Here is a 15,546-nt window from a genome sequence, read left to right as displayed (position 1 = left end):
GCGACCGCGCCAATCCGCCCACCGCGCCACCGGTGCAAACGACGCGCGACCCAGCCCCGCACTCAACGCCACGACATCGCTGACGCACCCACATCGCGCCCATCGCCGACAAAGCCATCGCAAAACGCACGGTGTGGATACTGTTCGCCAAGACATACACCGCCGCCCGCGCCACCGTCCGCGCGCCGACCTCGCCGACCTGCGTTGCGCCTAGCCTTGCACGCCATCGAGCCTGCACTTCGAAACGCCGGCCTGCCGATTCGTCTCGCGGCGGTCGCACAGACTCCGCGCACGCGGTCGCCACTTCATTGGTGCCGCTTCGCCCTGCGCCGGCACGGCCGGCAGACCCGGGCGGACCGGGTCGGATTGCCGCCTCACCGTCGGCACCACGGGGCGACGCCACCCGCCGCCGGACCCGGCCGACCCCGCCCAGAACCCCAAGGCCCTGGCGAGGACCCGGCACCGGGCGCGGCCGGAAGCGGCCGCCCGGCTGAAGGCCGGCGCGCGGGGCACTGGCGTTTCGGCCGGCCATCGGGGCATTGTCAGGCCGTCATCACCCAGCCATCATGCGAGCAATTCTCATTTCCAGCGTGCATCGCATCAACGAAACCGCTGTACTGGAGCCTGCGCCGGCCCACCCTTCACCGGCGCAGGTCCGATGAGCCGAGATTCAGCGCGCTCAGCGCCGCCGACCGCACCGGCGAGCGCCCCTCACGAAGATGAAGGGCCAAATTCGTCACAATGTGCCACTATCCCAACCATGGCCACGCGTGAACGTTTGCCTCCCTGGCACGAACGCCAGCGTCTTCCCAACGGACGCGAAGTTCTGATCCGTCCGGTCCGGCCGGAGGATGCCGAGCCCCTGCGGGCCGGCTTCGCCCTGCTCCAGCCCGACGAAATCCGACAGCGCTTCCTGTATGCGCTCAAGGAACTCACCCCGGACATGGCCGAGCGCTTCACCCGGATCGATCCGCGCACCGAATTCGCCCTGGTCGCGGCGGAGCCGCTGCCGCCGGGCGAGGCCCTGGTCGGCGCGGTCGCGCGGGTCGCGATCGACGAACGTACCCAGGACGCCGAGTTCGCGATCCTGGTCAGCCGCTACATCGCCAACATGGGCCTGGGCCGTTATCTGATGACCCGGCTGGTGAAGTGGGCGCGCGGCAAGAAGGTGCACCGCCTGTACGGCGACGTGTTCGAGCACAACACGCCGATGCTGTCGCTGGCCCAGTCGCTGGGGTTCGAACGCGAATTCCAGCAGGACGCGCCGGGGCTGATCCGGGTGTCGCTGGACCTGCGCAGCACTAAGGCCACCACCGACGGCCGCGCCAGCGGCGAGACTACGCCCGGCGCCTGAGATCGGCCGGCTCGCGCTTCGGCGCGGGCTTGATCGCCGTCTTCGTCACCGCCGCGGCGATCGCCGCGGCCCGACGCCCTCACACTGCATCGGCAGCCAGGCACCGCGGAAAACCAGACACGTCGCGCCCCGCGCGCAGCAGCCAGGCCTGGCTGCTAGGCTGCGCTGGTGTCGCCATGGCCGGATGCCGCCGCGATTCGTCTTGCGGCGCAATGCCGGTCGGTCGCACCTTCGACAACCGCGTACGACAAGGAGTCTCTATGCAAACGACGACGCAGCGCTCAGGCTTCAAACGCATCGCCATGCTGGCCACGATCGTGGTCGGCGGACTGTTCTCGGTGGCGAGTTCGGCCCTGCCGGTCCCGCCGTCCGGTAGCGGCTGGCTGGTCTATACCTACTATGGCCCGGCCGGTCGCGACGGCATCGAAAAGGTCGTCGGCATGCGCTATCAAGGCGCCGGCTGCCCCGGCCCGAGGCCGCTGGACTGGGGCCAGCAGACCGCGAAGTTCAGTTGGCACTACGCCAACTGCAACGCCAACCAGAACTGAGCCCGATAGCACAGCGCTCGGCCCACAGATTCAACACCGCCAAGCCCGATGCGGCCGCGCCGCCTCCAGCGAGGATCCACGCGAAAAAACGACAAGGCGCCCGTTCCCGGGCGCCTTGTCACGGGCCGACTACGACCCCATTGAAACTACCGCGACACCGGTCAGAACGGCAGCGGCACGCTGTCCACGTCGTCGCACATGACCGTGGTGGTGTCCGAATACGGCGTCGTCGCGCCGATCAGGCTGCCGGAACTGATCGCCGGGCAATCCCCGTAAAAGACCACCCCGGCCACATACGCATGCGAGGCATCGGTGTAGTAGCTGGTCACCGACACCGCGGTCGGCGGACGCGGCGGTTGAGCCCACACCGACGCCGACGCCACGACCACACTCATAACACCCAACGCCAGCAACGGCCGGCGGAACCGCGAAACCAACGAATCGAGCTTCATGACTGCACTTTCCTCCATGATCTTCATGAGCGTAAGACCGATGCCGCGCGATGGCGGCTTCGGCCCGCGTGAGCCGGGCTCGGTGAGCGCCGGCCCCTGCGCCGGACGAACTGTTCCGGTCCGTCCTTCGGCGCCGCGCCATCATGCAGGCGAAAGCCCGCGCGCGCGACGTGACCTTATCTCCCCCGGCGGCTAACCTAGCCGCCCTCTGTGAGTTCCCCCAATCACGTGTCTGCCCTTTTGCCTAAAACCGGCCAGCAGCGCGCCTGGTGGCGCGCGCCGGCTTCGCCTTCCGCCCTGGCCTGGGCGATCGCCCGCGCCGGCGCCGACTACGACGGCCCGTTGCTGGCGGTCGCGCGCGACAACCACGGCGCGCATCAACTCGAATCCGACCTGCGCACCCTGCTGGGCGCGGACGCCGGTCACGACGGCGCGCTGCCGGTCCTGACCTTCCCGGATTGGGAAACCCTGCCCTACGACTTGTTCAGTCCGCACCCGGACATCGTCTCGCAGCGTCTGTCGGCCCTGCACCGCCTGCCCTCGCTCAAGCGCGGCATCGTGGTGGTGCCGGTGCAGACGCTGTTGCAGCGGCTGGCGCCGTTGCGGCATATCGTCGGCGGCAGCTTCGACGTGCGCGTCGGTCAGGTGCTGGACCTCGACAACGAAAAGCGCCGGCTCGAATCCGCCGGTTACCGGCACGTGCCGCAGGTGCTCGATCCAGGCGATTTCGCCGTGCGCGGCGGCCTGCTCGACGTCTACCCGATGGGCGCCGACACGCCGTTCCGAGTCGAGATGCTCGACGACGAGATCGACACCATCCGCGCGTTCGATCCCGAATCGCAACGCTCGCTCGACAAGATCGACCGTGTGCATCTGTTGCCGGGCCGCGAAGTGCCGCTTGACGATGCCTCGCTCAAGCGCGCGCTCGATGCGTTGCGCGAACGCTTCGACCTCGATACCCGGCGCAGCGCGCTGTATCAGGATCTGAAGGCCGGCATCGCGCCGTCGGGCATCGAGTACTACTTGCCGCTGTTCTTCGAACAGACCGCGACCTTGTTCGATTACCTCGGCGACAAGGTGCTGCCGGTGATCGCCGACGGCGCGCTGGACGCGGCCGATCAATTCTGGAGCCACACCGGCGAGCGTTACGAACAGCGCCGCCACGATCTCGAACGCCCGCTGCTGCCGCCCGATTCGCTGTACCTGACCCCGGTCGGCCTGCGCGAACGCCTCAATGAAGGCGCGCGCATCGAACTGTGCGGCGAACAGCATCCGCAACGCACTAAGGCCGTCGCGCTGGGCGACCAGCCCGCGCCGACCTTGCCGGTCGCCGCGCGCGACGCCGCGCCGGCCGAAGCGCTGAAGTCGTTCCTGAGCAGTTATCCGGGCCGCGTGCTGATCGCCGCCGACACCGCCGGCCGCCGCGAAGCGCTGCTCGAAGTGCTGCAGGCTGCGGCGCTGAAACCCGATGTGGTCGCCGACTGGAAATCGTTCCGCGACGGCGCCAGCCGCTTCGCGATCGCGGTCGCGCCGCTCGACGACGGCTTCGCGCTCAGCGAACCGGCGCTGGCGATCCTGACCGAACGCCAGCTGTTTCCCGAACGGGCCTCGCAGCCGCGCCGGCGCAAGCGCGTCGGCCGCGAACCCGAAGCAATCATCCGCGATCTGGGCGAGTTGTCCGAAGGCGCGCCGATCGTCCACGAGGATCACGGCGTCGGCCGCTATCGCGGCCTGATCGTGCTCGAAGCCGGCGGCCAACCCGGCGAATACCTGGAAATCGAATACGCCAAGGGCGACCGGCTGTACGTGCCGGTCGCGCAACTGCACCTGATCAGCCGCTACTCCGGCGCATCGGTGGAAACCGCGCCGCTGCATTCGCTAGGCGGCGAGCAATGGACCAAGGCCAAGCGCAAGGCCGCGGAAAAAGTCCGCGACGTGGCCGCCGAACTGTTGGAAATCCAGGCCAAGCGCCAGGCCCGCGCCGGGCTCGCGCTGGATGTCGACCGTTCGATGTACGAGCCGTTCGCGGCCGGTTTCCCGTTCGAGGAAACGCCCGATCAGCACTCTTCGATCGAAGCGGTGATCCGCGACCTCGGCAGCAGTCAGCCGATGGACCGCGTGGTCTGCGGCGACGTGGGTTTCGGCAAGACCGAAGTCGCGGTGCGCGCGGCCTTCGTCGCCGCCACCGCCGGCAAGCAGGTCGCGGTGCTGGTGCCGACCACGTTGTTGGCCGAACAGCACTACCGCAATTTCCGCGATCGTTTCGCCGATTGGCCGCTCAAGGTCGAAGTGCTGTCGCGCTTCAAGAGCAGCAAGGAAATCAAGGCCGAACTGGAGAAGCTGACCGAGGGCAAGATCGACGTCGTGGTCGGCACCCATCGATTGTTGCAGGGCGACGTGCGCTTCAAGGATCTCGGCCTGGTCATCGTCGACGAAGAACAACGTTTCGGCGTGCGCCAGAAGGAAGCCTTGAAGGCCTTGCGCGCGAACGTGCATCTGCTCACGCTAACCGCGACGCCGATCCCGCGCACGCTCAACATGGCCATGGCCGGCCTGCGTGACCTGAGCATCATCGCCACTCCGCCCGCGCATCGTCTCGCCGTGCAGACCTTCGTCGTGCCCTGGGACGACATGCAGTTGCGCGAAGCCTTCCAGCGCGAGCTGTCGCGCGGCGGGCAGGTTTACTTCCTGCACAACGATGTCGAAAGCATCGGCCGCATGAAGCGCCAACTCGAGGAACTCGTGCCCGAAGCGCGCATCGGCGTCGCCCACGGCCAGATGGCCGAGCGCGAACTCGAAAGCGTCATGCTCGACTTCCACAAGCAGCGCTTCAACGTGCTGCTGTGCACGACCATCATCGAGTCGGGCATCGACATCCCGAACGCCAACACCATCATCATGAACCGCGCGGACAAGTTCGGCTTGGCCCAGTTGCATCAGCTGCGCGGCCGGGTCGGCCGTTCGCACCATCGCGCTTATGCCTACTTGGTGGTGCCCGACAAGCGCTCGATCACCTCCGACGCGCAGAAGCGCCTGGAAGCGATCGCCTCGATGGACGAACTCGGCGCCGGATTCACCCTGGCGACCCACGATCTGGAAATCCGCGGCGCCGGCGAATTGCTGGGCGAGGACCAGAGCGGGCAGATGGCCGAGGTCGGTTTCAGCCTTTACACCGAGTTGCTGGAACGCGCGGTGCGCTCGATCCGCCAGGGCAAGCTGCCCGATCTGGATTCCACGCAGTCGCGCGGCGCCGAAGTCGAACTGCATATTCCGGCGCTGATTCCCGACGATTACCTGCCCGACGTCCACACCCGCCTGACCTTGTACAAGCGCATCAGCGGCGCGCGCGACAGCGAGGAACTGCGCGAGTTGCAGGTCGAGATGATCGACCGCTTCGGCCTGTTGCCCGACGCGGCCAAGCATCTGTTCGCGGTGGCCGAACTCAAGCTGATCGCGACCAACCTGGGCATCCGCAAACTCGACCTGGGCGAAAAGGGCGGCCGCTTGCAGTTCGTCGAACGGCCGAACGTGGACCCGATGTCGGTGATCAAGCTGATCCAGGGACAGCCGAAGCTGTATCAGATGGATGGGCCGGACAAGCTCAAGATCAAGTTGGATCTGCCCGATGCGCTGGCGCGACTGGCGGCGGCCAAGGGGTTGTTGACCTTGCTCGACACCAAGCACTGAGGTTGCGCAGCGGACATCGCGCGCCGGACATCGCGTCGCCCACCTCGCGCGCCGCGCGCTACTCCATGCCCACTTTGCAAAAGGGGGCGAGCGCCCGGCGTCAGCAGGATGTCCGCGTGATCGATAGCTCGGGGGATTCGCTTTTGCTTCGTTGCGATGACTTGGCGGGAAAAGCAAATCCCCCTAGCCCCCCTTTTTCAAAGGGGGGAACTGTTCGCCGCGAATTTCGCGAGTGCGGGGCATTGGCGATATCCACCATGCCCGCCGATGCGATCCCGGGGCTGTGTCATCTGCCCGCTTCGCTCTTACTCATTCCTCACTCCTGTCCACTCACTTCTCGCCCCCGTCCCCTGACATTCCACACTGACGCCCGCCCCGCACTCGCCCTACCATCGCCGCTTCCCTCCCAAGCCGAGCGCCTCATGCCGTCTCGCCACGCACGCTTCCTCGCCCTCGCGCTGCTGATGCCGGCGCTGTCCGGGCCCGCCCTCGCCGCCACGGCCGCCATGAAGATCGAACTGAGCCAACGCACCACCCTCAATCTCGCCGCGGTCAAGCAGATCGCCCAGGCCGCCGAGGACAAGGCGCGCGCCCAGGGCTTGAGCGTGTCGATCGCGATCGTCGACGACGCCGGCCGGCTCGTGCACTTCCAGCGCATGGACGGCACGCCGAACTCCAGCGTCGAGGTCGCCATCGGCAAGGCCACGCATGCGGTCAACTACCGCCGCGACACCGCCTTCCATGAAAAGCTGCTCAGCGAAGGCAACAACGTCGTACTCGGACTGCCGTCGATCACGCCGATCGAAGGCGGCGTGCGCCTGCTGCACGGCGATCAAGTGATCGGCGGCATCGGCGTGTCCGGCGCGCGGGCCGCGCAGGACGGCGAGATCGCCCAGGCCGGCGCCGATGTGTTGAAGTAGGCCGGCCGCATGGTCGGCAACTCGAAGCGTTTCAAGGATTTCAGCATGGCTCCGATCACTCGTCTTTCCGCCCTGGGCTTGAGCGTCTTGCTCGCCGCCTGCGCGAGCGCGCCGCCGACGCCGACGCCGGGCGCGAGTTTCGTAATCGTGCGCCACGCCGAAAAAGCCAACGACGATCCGCGCGATCCCAGCCTGAGCGAAGCCGGTCGCGCGCGCGCGCAACGCCTCGCCGCCGCGCTGAAAAACCAGCCGATGCGCGCGGTCTACGCCACCGCGTATCGCCGCACCCAGCAGACCGGTGAGCCGACCGCGCAATCGCATCGTCTGCAGGTCGTCACCTACGACGCCAAACAGCCGGCAACCGATTTCGCCGCGACCCTGCGACGCGAGCACGCCGCCGGCACCGTGCTGGTGGTCGCCCACAGCAATACCGCGCCCGACATCGCGGCGGCACTTTGCCAGTGCACTGTGGCTCCTATGACGGAAACCGAATTCGACCGGCGCATGCGTATCGACTTCGATCGCGACGGCCATCCGAGCTACAGTCAGTCGCGCGATCAGTGACGCGGCGCGCGTAAGGCCGGGTCCGCGCGGCTGGACGCGCCCTCGAAGATCGCCGAGCATGCCCTTGCCCGTTCGTTTGTCCGCCCGCAGGGAGTTCCGCCATGAAATCCGCGTTGGTCGCCTCGATGCTGTCGTGCGTGTTCGCCCTGACCGCCTGCGCGCATGCCGCGCCATCGGGTCCCTCCGATGCCAAGCCCAATGCAGGCAACAGCGCGCGGCCGGGCCAGCCGCTGTCGATGCAACCCGGCGATGAAGTGACCCTGCCCGACCGCTCGCGTCTGCGTTTCGTCGCCGTCACCGCCGATTCGCGCTGCAAGCCGGGCCTGCAATGCATCTGGGCCGGCGATGCGACCCTGGAGTTCCAATGGACCGGCAGCGACGGCACTCAGACCACCGTGTCGTTCAACACGCCGGCGGAACCGAGCAAGAGCGCGGGTGCGTGGACGTTCGAATTGCAGGCGCTGGATTTCGCTGAGCCGCCGCATGCGACGGTGCAATTCCAGGCGAAGTGATAGGCCGACCGCGGGTTTGTCGTCCATCGGATCGATAGCTGGCTGAGGCCGGCGACAACTGTCGCGATGGGCACCATTTCGCTCGATATCGCACCGCATCGCGCATGCGGTGCAAGCACCTCGCCGCCTGTCGCGACCAAGCGCGGCAACTGCAACACCGAGTTGCAGCATCGACACCGCGAATGCATAAAAGTCATGCCAATCTGCGGGTATCAGTCCTGCAGGAGTCCGCCATGACCACGATCATCGCCCCGCGCATCCACGACCTGGGCGGGTTCCAGGTGCGTCGCGCCGTGCCGAGCGTGCAGGCGCGCTCGGTCGGTCCGTTCGTGTTCGTCGACCACATGGGCCCGGCCGCGTTCGAACCCGGCCACGGCATCGACGTACGCCCGCATCCGCATATCGGCCTGGCCACGGTGACCTTCCTGTGGGCCGGTTCGATCGGCCATCGCGACACCCTGGGCAGCGTGCAGGACATCCATCCCGGCGACGTCAACTGGATGACCGCCGGCCGCGGCATCGCCCACTCCGAACGCACCCCGGAAAAACCGCGCGCCGACGGCCATCCGCTGCACGGCATGCAGACCTGGGTCGCGCTGCCGCGCTCGTTCGAGGAAACCGCGCCGGCCTTCCACCATCATCCAGCCGCGACCCTGCCGCAGTTGCATCGCGACGGTGCCTGGTTGCGCGTGGTCGCCGGCCGCGGCTTCGGCCAGGAATCGCCTGTGCGCGTATTCGCCGACACGCTGTACGTGGCCATCGATCTGGACCCGGACAAGGAACTCGAGATCGAGGACAGCCACGCCGAGCGCGCGCTGTATCTGCTCGAAGGCCAGGCTCAGCTGGATGGCGCCGATGTGCCGGAAAAACACCTGATCGTGCTCGACCCCGGCACCCGGCCGCGCCTGCGCGCGAAGACCCCGGTCAAGGCCATGTTGCTCGGCGGCGAACCGCTGGATGGGCCGCGTCATCTGTGGTGGAACTTCGTCTCAAGCTCACGTGAGCGGATCGAACAGGCCAAGCAGGACTGGGCCGAGGGACGATTCGGTCACATCCCGGGTGAGCACGAATTCATTCCATTACCTGAACGGTGACTTTTCCGAATCTGGCGTTTGTCAATCCCCGCAAAGTGGACTAAGGTCACAACCTATAGGACTCGCAACACCGCTTAACCATACATCCGGTTGCAGGGGGAAGTGTCGTGAAGTCATGGGGAAAGAACCAGCACGCTGTGCCGTGGCTGGTGTTGTTGTTTGCATTGTGTGCCAACGCCAAAGCCCAGGACGCCGCTGCGGATGACCCGGGCAATTGCCCGGCGTTGCCTGCCAGCACCGGCTTGCGTTGGGAGTACCGCGCCAGCGCGGATTCGGATTTCTGCCGCGCTCTGCGCGCCGACGGCTCGGAAGCCTTCGGCCTGTACATCGCCAGCAAATCGCCGTTCACGCCCAAACGCAGCGATCGTGCCGAAGCCAGCACGATCGACGGCAAGGCGATGCATTGGTATCGGGGCGAGCTCGCCGGCAAACCCGATATCCAGGTTCGCGAGACGCTGATCGAAATCGGGTCGGGCAAGATCGCGCACATCTGGCTGCAGGCGGCGTCGCCGGACCAGCTCAAGGAGGTCATCGGCCAGACCGAGGGCCTGCGATTTCCAACCGCACAACTGAGCGCCAAGTAATTCAGGCAATCCGTTCCAACTAAGCGACCGCGCTGGCTCAGCGCGGTCGCTTTGCTGTGCCCGCGCTACGTATTTGTGACGTATTGCTCATTTTTGAGGAATCGGCCAGCATAAGAATGGCCTGGCTGAACAGGGTCGAACTGCCCCGTTCCAAGACTGAACAGGGCTGATCGTCGATCCGCAGGGCCTGCATGCCCCACTACCTCAAAGGATGACGATCATGATCAAGCGACTCGGTGCGGAGTTCATCGGTACCTTCTGGCTGGTGCTCGGCGGCTGCGGCAGCGCCGTGCTGGCGGCCAACTTCGGCGGCGCGGGCAATCCGCTCGGCATCGGGTTGCTCGGCGTGGCGCTGGCGTTCGGCCTGACCGTGTTGACCGGCGCGTATGCGTTCGGCCACATCTCCGGCGGCCATTTCAATCCGGCGGTGAGTTTCGGCCTGTGGGCCGGCGGTCGGTTCCCGGCCAAAGACCTGTTGCCCTACATCGTCGCCCAGGTGCTCGGCGGCATCCTCGCCGGATTCATCCTGCTGCAGATCGCCAGCGGCAACGGCAGTTTCGCCATCGACCCCAACGCCGCCGGCACCTTCGCCAGCAACGGTTACGACCTGATGTCGCCCGGCGGTTACTCGCTGACCGCGGCGCTGCTGACCGAAGTGGTGATGACCGCGATGTTCCTGATCATCATCCTCGGCGCCACCCACAAGAACGCGCCGGCCGGCTTCGCGCCGATCGCGATCGGCCTGGGCCTGACCTTGATCCACCTGATCAGCATTCCGGTCACCAACACCTCGGTCAATCCCGCGCGTTCGACCGGCGTGGCCCTGTTCGCGGGCGCCGCGGCGATCAGCCAGTTGTGGCTGTTCTGGGTCGCGCCGATCGTCGGCGGCCTGCTTGGCGGCGCGGTGTATCGCTGGCTCGGCAAGGACTGAAACCGCGCTTGATGGGAAACGAAAAGCCGCGCCTCCGCGCGGCTTTTCGTTTGGGCGCGACGCGGCGTTCGCATTGTCTTCCGCGCGGGCATGCATCGATCGTCTGGACGCGATGGAATGCGGACTGCGCCGCAACGATATCAGCGAAACAATGTCCAGCGCGCGAGGTCGACGCAGCAACGCGTCGCCGGTCAATGCGCTACCGACTAACGCACCGCCTCGTTCGCGACTTCGATCGCGGTCTGCTGCAATTGCGCGGCCAGGCGCGCATTGCCGACCGCGTCGGCGGCGTTGAGCATCTGCGACACCGCCTGCAGCTGCTTGATGCCGCGCGGCGGGATCTTCTTGAGTTTGCCGCCGACGATCATCCAGCCACTGGCGCCGTTGGCGACGCCGGCCGATACGAACGTGGCGACGAGGGTGATCTGCTTGGGATCGAGCTTGGTAGCCATGCGATGTTGCTCCTTGTGACGCCCACCGCCGCCTGCGCGGCCGCGCGCGTGTCTGCGCCCATCGTCGCGGGCATGCGTCGATGCTGCGTCCGATAGAAAACAACGCGCGCGCCAGCGGGCTGCGGACGTATCGCTGGTGAAACATCGACGTTCAAGCAAGAACGACACTCGCCGCGTATGCGAATACCGGCGCGCGAAAACGAAAGGCCACGCTCGCACGTGGCCTTTTGCGTCACCGCTTCACGCATAGATCGCGATCAGAACTTGCCTTCCTGAAAATCGACGAAGGCCTGCATCACTTCCTGCTTGGTGTTCATCACGAACGGACCGTAGCGCGCGACCGGTTCGCGCAGCGGCCGTCCGGCGATCACGATCAGACGGCTGCCCGACTTCGCGTCACCCAGCTTGAGCACGTTGCCGCCCGACAGCACGGCCAGTTCCTGCGCATCGAGTTCGCGCGCGTCCTCGCCGTCGCCGATCCGCACGCCGCCTTCGTAGACGTACGCGAAGGCGTTGTGGCCTTCCGGCAATTCGTACTCCCAGCTCGCGCCGGCGTCGAGCGCGATGTCGAGGTAGACCGGATCGGTCGCCGGCTGCGCGATCGGCCCGCGCAGGTCGCCGATGCGGCCGGCGATCAGCTTGACCTGCACGCCGTCGGCCGGCTGCAGCTGGACGATGCGATCGGGCGCGAACTCCTGATACTTCGGTTCGGTCATCTTCTCGCGCGCCGGCAGGTTGACCCACAACTGGAAGCCGCGCATGCGGCCTTGTTCCTGCTCGGGCATCTCCGAATGCACCAGGCCGCGGCCGGCGGTCATCCATTGCACGCTGCCGGGGACCAGCACGCCTTCGTTGCCGTGGTTGTCCTTGTGGCGCATGCGGCCGTCGAGCATGTAGGTGACGGTCTCGAAGCCGCGGTGCGGGTGCTCCGGGAAACCGGCGAGGTAATCCTCGGGCTTGTCGGTGCCGAATTCGTCGAGCAGCAGGAACGGATCGAGGTCGGGCAGCTGCGGGCCGCCGATGACCCGGGTCAGGCGGACCCCGGCGCCGTCGGAGGTCGGCTGGCCGCGCAGCTTGCGGCCGACGCGGGCGTAAGTGGGGGTGGCGGTGGCCATGGTCCTCTCCTATGGGGACGCCGGATTGGCGATGGGCATAGGATGGCACTGCATTTTCGGAACGATAGCGCTATGGATGCAATCATCAATCACACAAACAGAACAATAACTCACTATCGTCCGCCCGCGTTTCACTGCCTCACTCGGCTACTTATCTCCCTCTCCCGCTTGCGGGAGAGGGCCGGGGTGAGGGAAACGGGATGGCGCAGAGCGCCCAGAAGCGCCCTCACCCTCCCCTCTCCCGCAAGCGGGAGAGGGAAAGCATCACTCGAGGCTCGGCAGAAGATCGCTCGAGCGGACCTCGGCGCTACCTCCGGGAGTACACGCCGGCACTACACCCGCGTATACACATACACCGTCGCCGGCGGCACGTTGCGCAATACGAAATCACCGCGCCGCACCTGCAGCCCCAGCGAACGCGCGACCGGATCGGCCACCGGCGCGGCCGGGCCGTAGGTGAACTGCACTAACACGCCGTCCTCGCGCAGGCATTCGAACGCCGCGCCAAGGATGTCGCGTTGCAGCGGGTGCGGCATTGTCAGCAACCCGAGACCCGACACGATCGCGTCGGCCCGACCGGCGCGCAGATAACCGGCGTCGCGCGCCAACTGCGGCAACTCGCGCGCGTCGCCGAGCACCACCGGCACCTGCGGGAAACGCAGATGCAGATGCGCGTGCAATTCTTCGTTGAGTTCGAGCACCAGCAGGTCTTCGTCGCGGATGCCGGCATCAAGCAAGGCGCGGGTAATCGCGCCGGTGCCGCCGCCGAGTTCGATCACCCGGTTCACGTCGTCGGGCAGTTCGGAAATCATCGCCGCGGCCAGTTCGGCGCTGGACGGCGCTACCGCCGCCACCCGCAACGGGTTCTTGAGCCACTGACGGAAGAAGGTCCAGGTACCGGGCTTGCGGTGCGACTTCATGCGCGATGCTCCAAGCAACGCGCACGCGCGAGGCTGCTACGACGAAAAGGGGATGCCATCAACGCGGCTCCAGCCGCCAGCAGCGGTGGATCCGGGCGTCGCGTTCGAAATCCGGCGGAATCGTCTGCGCGCTGATATCCACGCAGCGGGCGAACTGGGCGATCGCCTCTTCGTCCAGACGGAACCGACGGAAATTATTGGAAAAATACAGCACGCCGTTGTCGGCCAGGCGCGCGACCGCGGCGCGCAGCAGGCGCACGTGTTCGCGCTGGATGTCGAAGTCGTCGGCGCGCGCGGAATTGGAGAAGGTCGGCGGATCGCAGAAGATCAGGTCGTAACGGCCGCGATCGGCTTCCAGCCACTGCACCGCGTCGGCCTGGGCCAGCCGGTGCTGCGAACCGGTCACGCCGTTCTCACGCAGATTGTCCGAACACCACTGCAGGTAGGTGGCCGACAGATCGACCGTGGTGGTCTCGCTGGCGCCGCCGACCGCCGCCTGCACGGTGGCCGCGCCGGTGTAGCCGAACAGGTTGAGGAAACGGCGGCCGCGCGCTTCCTCGGCGATGCGCAGGCGCATCGGCCGATGATCGAGGAACAGGCCAGTATCGAGGTAATCGAACGGGTTTACCCGCAGCCGCGCGGCGCCTTCGCGCACGACGATGAATTCGCCGCGCTGATCGAACTGGCCGTACTTGCTGCCGCCCTTGCCGCGCGCGCGGGTCTTGATCGCCAGCCGCTCGCGCGGCACCGCGAACACCTCGCGCGCGGCCGCGAGCAATTCGTTGAGACGACGGCGCTGGTCGGCTTCAGGGATATCGGACGGCGCGGCGTATTCCTGCACGTGCAGATAGGTGCGCGGCTGCGGCTCGTCGGTGGTGTAGACGTCGATCGCGGCCGAGTACTCGGGCAGATCGGCGTCGTAGGCTCGGAAGCAATCGATCGCTTCGCGCTGGCGCCAGTTCTTGAGCTTGCGCAGGTTCTTGCGCAGTCGGTTGGCGACCATCTGCGCGCCTTCGCTCAGCGGCGGCGGCGCGGCGTCTTCGGCCTGCGCCTTGCGTTCGGCGTGGCCGATGCGCGCGATCGGCTCGCACACGATCAGGGCGCATTCGATCGCGCCGTTGAAGATCTGGTACTTCTTGCTGGCGCGCAGGGTCGTGGCCTGGGCCAGCGCCGGATCGCCGCACAGCAGGCTGGCGCGCCAGCTCGGCACGGTGCGCTTGAGCGCTTCGCCGAGCGCGCGGTACAGCGCGGGATCGGCGGCGAGGCGGGCGTCGTAGGGTGGGTTGCAGACGGCCAGGCCCGGAGTCTGCGCATCGCTCTTCGCGTTCGTATCCGGGCTTGCGCTGGTCCCTGAAGAGATCGGCTCTGCAAGAGCGTCATTCCCGCGAAGGCGGGAATCCAGGGCTTTATCGCGACTTGACTCTGAAGTCTCTGGATCCCCGCCTTCGCGGGGATGACGGACATCAGACTGCGCGGCGATAACTTGCCCGGCCTGAAGCCGTGCCGGCGCAACCTGCAACGACTCCACCGCCGCGACATTCCACTCGATTACCCCCGCCAACCCGGCTTCGATCTCGTTGTCGCGCGCGGCGCGGATCGCATGCGGATCGATATCGCTGCCGGCGAACACCGGACGCAGCGCGGCCAGGCCCGCGGCTTCGCGCTCGCGCGCCTGTTCGCACAATACGCGCCAGCGCGCGAAATCGAACCCACGCCAGCGCGTCGGCGGCAAGGCGCCGTGGCGAAGCAGACCCGGCGCAACGTCGGCGGCCATCAGCGCGCCTTCGATCAGCAAGGTGCCGCTGCCGCACATCGGGTCGAACAGCCCGCCGCCGTTCGCGTACACCTTCGGCCAACCGCCGCGCAGCAACACCGCTGCGGCGAGGTTTTCCTTCAGCGGCGCTTCGCCCTGTTTCTGGCGCCAGCCGCGACGGTGCAGCGAACCGCCGCCCAGGTCGATCGAGACGATCGCCTTGCCCTTGCGGATCACCAGATTCAAACGCAGATCGGGCTGATCGGTATCGACGTCGGGGCGCGAACCGGTGCGCGCGCGCATCACGTCGACCACGCCGTCCTTGACCCGCTGCGCGGCGTAACGCGCGTGGGTGATCGCCTCGCCCGACACGTGCGCGTCGACCGCGAGCGTATGCACGCTCTCCATGTGCGCGGGCCAATCCAGCGCGGCGACGCCGGCGTACAGGGCGTGTTCGTCGGGACAATCGAATTCGGCGATCGGCCACAACACCCGGCTGGCCAGACGCGACCACAGCACCGCGCGCTGCGCGTCGGCGAGTTCGCCTTCGACGTTGACGCCGGCGGTGGCGGCGGTCGCGCGCTGGCAGCCCAGCGCGATCAGTTCGTCGGCCAACAGGTATTCCAGACCCTTGCCGCAGCTTGCGTAGAACTTGCTCAT

14 protein-coding genes are annotated in these 15,546 nt (G+C 66.9%); 9 read left to right on the top strand and 5 right to left on the bottom strand.

Annotated elements, in window-relative coordinates; all coding sequences use genetic code 11:
• Positions 1-760 precede the first annotated feature (760 nt).
• On the top strand, positions 761-1,354 hold the full coding sequence (locus ASD86_RS13785) for a GNAT family N-acetyltransferase (RefSeq protein WP_056111384.1): 594 nt from the start codon (positions 761-763) through the stop codon (positions 1,352-1,354).
• Between the two features lie 260 nt (positions 1,355-1,614).
• On the top strand, positions 1,615-1,902 hold the full coding sequence (locus tag ASD86_RS13780) for a hypothetical protein (protein ID WP_056111381.1): 288 nt from the start codon (positions 1,615-1,617) through the stop codon (positions 1,900-1,902).
• 161 nt (positions 1,903-2,063) lie between these two features.
• Here the strand turns inward: ASD86_RS13780 and ASD86_RS13775 are convergent, their stop codons facing one another.
• Positions 2,064-2,354: a hypothetical protein gene (locus tag ASD86_RS13775; protein ID WP_157476621.1), complete on the bottom strand. Its 291-nt coding sequence runs from the start codon at positions 2,352-2,354 to the stop codon at positions 2,064-2,066.
• Positions 2,355-2,564: 210 nt separating this feature from the next.
• Between ASD86_RS13775 and mfd the strand changes: the two genes are divergently transcribed.
• The 7 genes from mfd to aqpZ all read left to right on the top strand — a co-directional run bounded on the left by mfd (position 2,565) and on the right by aqpZ (position 10,646).
• The gene (gene mfd, locus ASD86_RS13770) at positions 2,565-6,041 is read left to right on the top strand and encodes a transcription-repair coupling factor (protein ID WP_056111374.1); all 3,477 of its coding nucleotides are present in this window, start codon (positions 2,565-2,567) and stop codon (positions 6,039-6,041) included.
• Positions 6,042-6,463: 422 nt separating this feature from the next.
• On the top strand, positions 6,464-6,961 hold the full coding sequence (locus ASD86_RS27280) for a heme-binding protein (RefSeq protein ID WP_162253667.1): 498 nt from the start codon (positions 6,464-6,466) through the stop codon (positions 6,959-6,961).
• A 45-nt stretch (positions 6,962-7,006) separates the two neighbouring features.
• Entirely contained in the window at positions 7,007-7,525 is a 519-nt protein-coding gene (locus tag ASD86_RS13760) for a phosphoglycerate mutase family protein (RefSeq protein WP_162253666.1), read from the top strand.
• 101 nt (positions 7,526-7,626) lie between these two features.
• Positions 7,627-8,037 (top strand): hypothetical protein, encoded by a 411-nt coding sequence (locus tag ASD86_RS13755; protein ID WP_056111362.1) that lies wholly within the window; start codon positions 7,627-7,629, stop codon positions 8,035-8,037.
• Positions 8,038-8,270: 233 nt separating this feature from the next.
• The gene (locus ASD86_RS13750; protein WP_056111359.1) at positions 8,271-9,131 is read left to right on the top strand and encodes a pirin family protein; all 861 of its coding nucleotides are present in this window, start codon (positions 8,271-8,273) and stop codon (positions 9,129-9,131) included.
• A gap of 107 nt (positions 9,132-9,238) precedes the next feature.
• Positions 9,239-9,715, top strand: coding sequence for a hypothetical protein (locus ASD86_RS13745; protein ID WP_157476619.1), 477 nt, complete (start codon positions 9,239-9,241; stop codon positions 9,713-9,715).
• Between the two features lie 220 nt (positions 9,716-9,935).
• Positions 9,936-10,646, top strand: a complete 711-nt coding sequence (aqpZ, locus tag ASD86_RS13740; RefSeq protein ID WP_056112718.1) for an aquaporin Z — start codon at positions 9,936-9,938, stop codon at positions 10,644-10,646.
• A gap of 206 nt (positions 10,647-10,852) precedes the next feature.
• On the opposite strand, the gene ASD86_RS13735 is transcribed toward aqpZ, so the two are convergent.
• The 4 genes from ASD86_RS13735 to rlmKL form a co-directional block, all read right to left on the bottom strand.
• On the bottom strand, positions 10,853-11,098 hold the full coding sequence (locus ASD86_RS13735; RefSeq protein ID WP_056111352.1) for a hypothetical protein: 246 nt from the start codon (positions 11,096-11,098) through the stop codon (positions 10,853-10,855).
• Between the two features lie 257 nt (positions 11,099-11,355).
• A complete protein-coding gene (locus ASD86_RS13730; RefSeq protein WP_056111350.1) occupies positions 11,356-12,213 on the bottom strand; it encodes a pirin family protein in 858 nt (285 codons plus the stop codon).
• A 332-nt stretch (positions 12,214-12,545) separates the two neighbouring features.
• Positions 12,546-13,133 carry a methyltransferase domain-containing protein gene (locus ASD86_RS13725; RefSeq protein ID WP_056111346.1) on the bottom strand — a complete coding sequence of 196 codons (588 nt, stop codon included), beginning with the start codon at positions 13,131-13,133 and terminating at the stop codon, positions 12,546-12,548.
• Positions 13,134-13,191: 58 nt separating this feature from the next.
• On the bottom strand, positions 13,192-15,546 hold the full coding sequence (rlmKL, locus tag ASD86_RS13720; RefSeq protein WP_056111344.1) for a bifunctional 23S rRNA (guanine(2069)-N(7))-methyltransferase RlmK/23S rRNA (guanine(2445)-N(2))-methyltransferase RlmL: 2,355 nt from the start codon (positions 15,544-15,546) through the stop codon (positions 13,192-13,194).

This window comes from Lysobacter sp. Root690 (assembly GCF_001427785.1).
Lineage (GTDB): Bacteria > Pseudomonadota > Gammaproteobacteria > Xanthomonadales > Xanthomonadaceae > Lysobacter.
Note: the sequence above shows the minus strand (reverse complement) of the source record. Positions and strands in the feature narration are given on the sequence as shown.

Bases quoted from the DNA above. Each gene is read 5' to 3' on its own strand.
- ASD86_RS13755 (WP_056111362.1), top strand. From the start codon at position 7,627: ATGAAATCCGCGTTGGTCGCCTCGATGCTGTCGTGCGTGTTCGCCCTG.
- ASD86_RS13760 (WP_162253666.1), top strand. From the start codon at position 7,007: ATGGCTCCGATCACTCGTCTTTCCGCCCTGGGCTTGAGCGTCTTGCTC.
- aqpZ (WP_056112718.1), top strand. From the start codon at position 9,936: ATGATCAAGCGACTCGGTGCGGAGTTCATCGGTACCTTCTGGCTGGTG.
- ASD86_RS13735 (WP_056111352.1), bottom strand. From the start codon at position 11,098: ATGGCTACCAAGCTCGATCCCAAGCAGATCACCCTCGTCGCCACGTTC.
- rlmKL (WP_056111344.1), bottom strand. From the start codon at position 15,546: ATGAGCAAGTTCTACGCAAGCTGCGGCAAGGGTCTGGAATACCTGTTG.
- ASD86_RS13775 (WP_157476621.1), bottom strand. From the start codon at position 2,354: ATGAAGCTCGATTCGTTGGTTTCGCGGTTCCGCCGGCCGTTGCTGGCG.
- ASD86_RS13785 (WP_056111384.1), top strand. From the start codon at position 761: ATGGCCACGCGTGAACGTTTGCCTCCCTGGCACGAACGCCAGCGTCTT.
- ASD86_RS13730 (WP_056111350.1), bottom strand. From the start codon at position 12,213: ATGGCCACCGCCACCCCCACTTACGCCCGCGTCGGCCGCAAGCTGCGC.
- ASD86_RS27280 (WP_162253667.1), top strand. From the start codon at position 6,464: ATGCCGTCTCGCCACGCACGCTTCCTCGCCCTCGCGCTGCTGATGCCG.
- ASD86_RS13750 (WP_056111359.1), top strand. From the start codon at position 8,271: ATGACCACGATCATCGCCCCGCGCATCCACGACCTGGGCGGGTTCCAG.
- ASD86_RS13780 (WP_056111381.1), top strand. From the start codon at position 1,615: ATGCAAACGACGACGCAGCGCTCAGGCTTCAAACGCATCGCCATGCTG.
- ASD86_RS13725 (WP_056111346.1), bottom strand. From the start codon at position 13,133: ATGAAGTCGCACCGCAAGCCCGGTACCTGGACCTTCTTCCGTCAGTGG.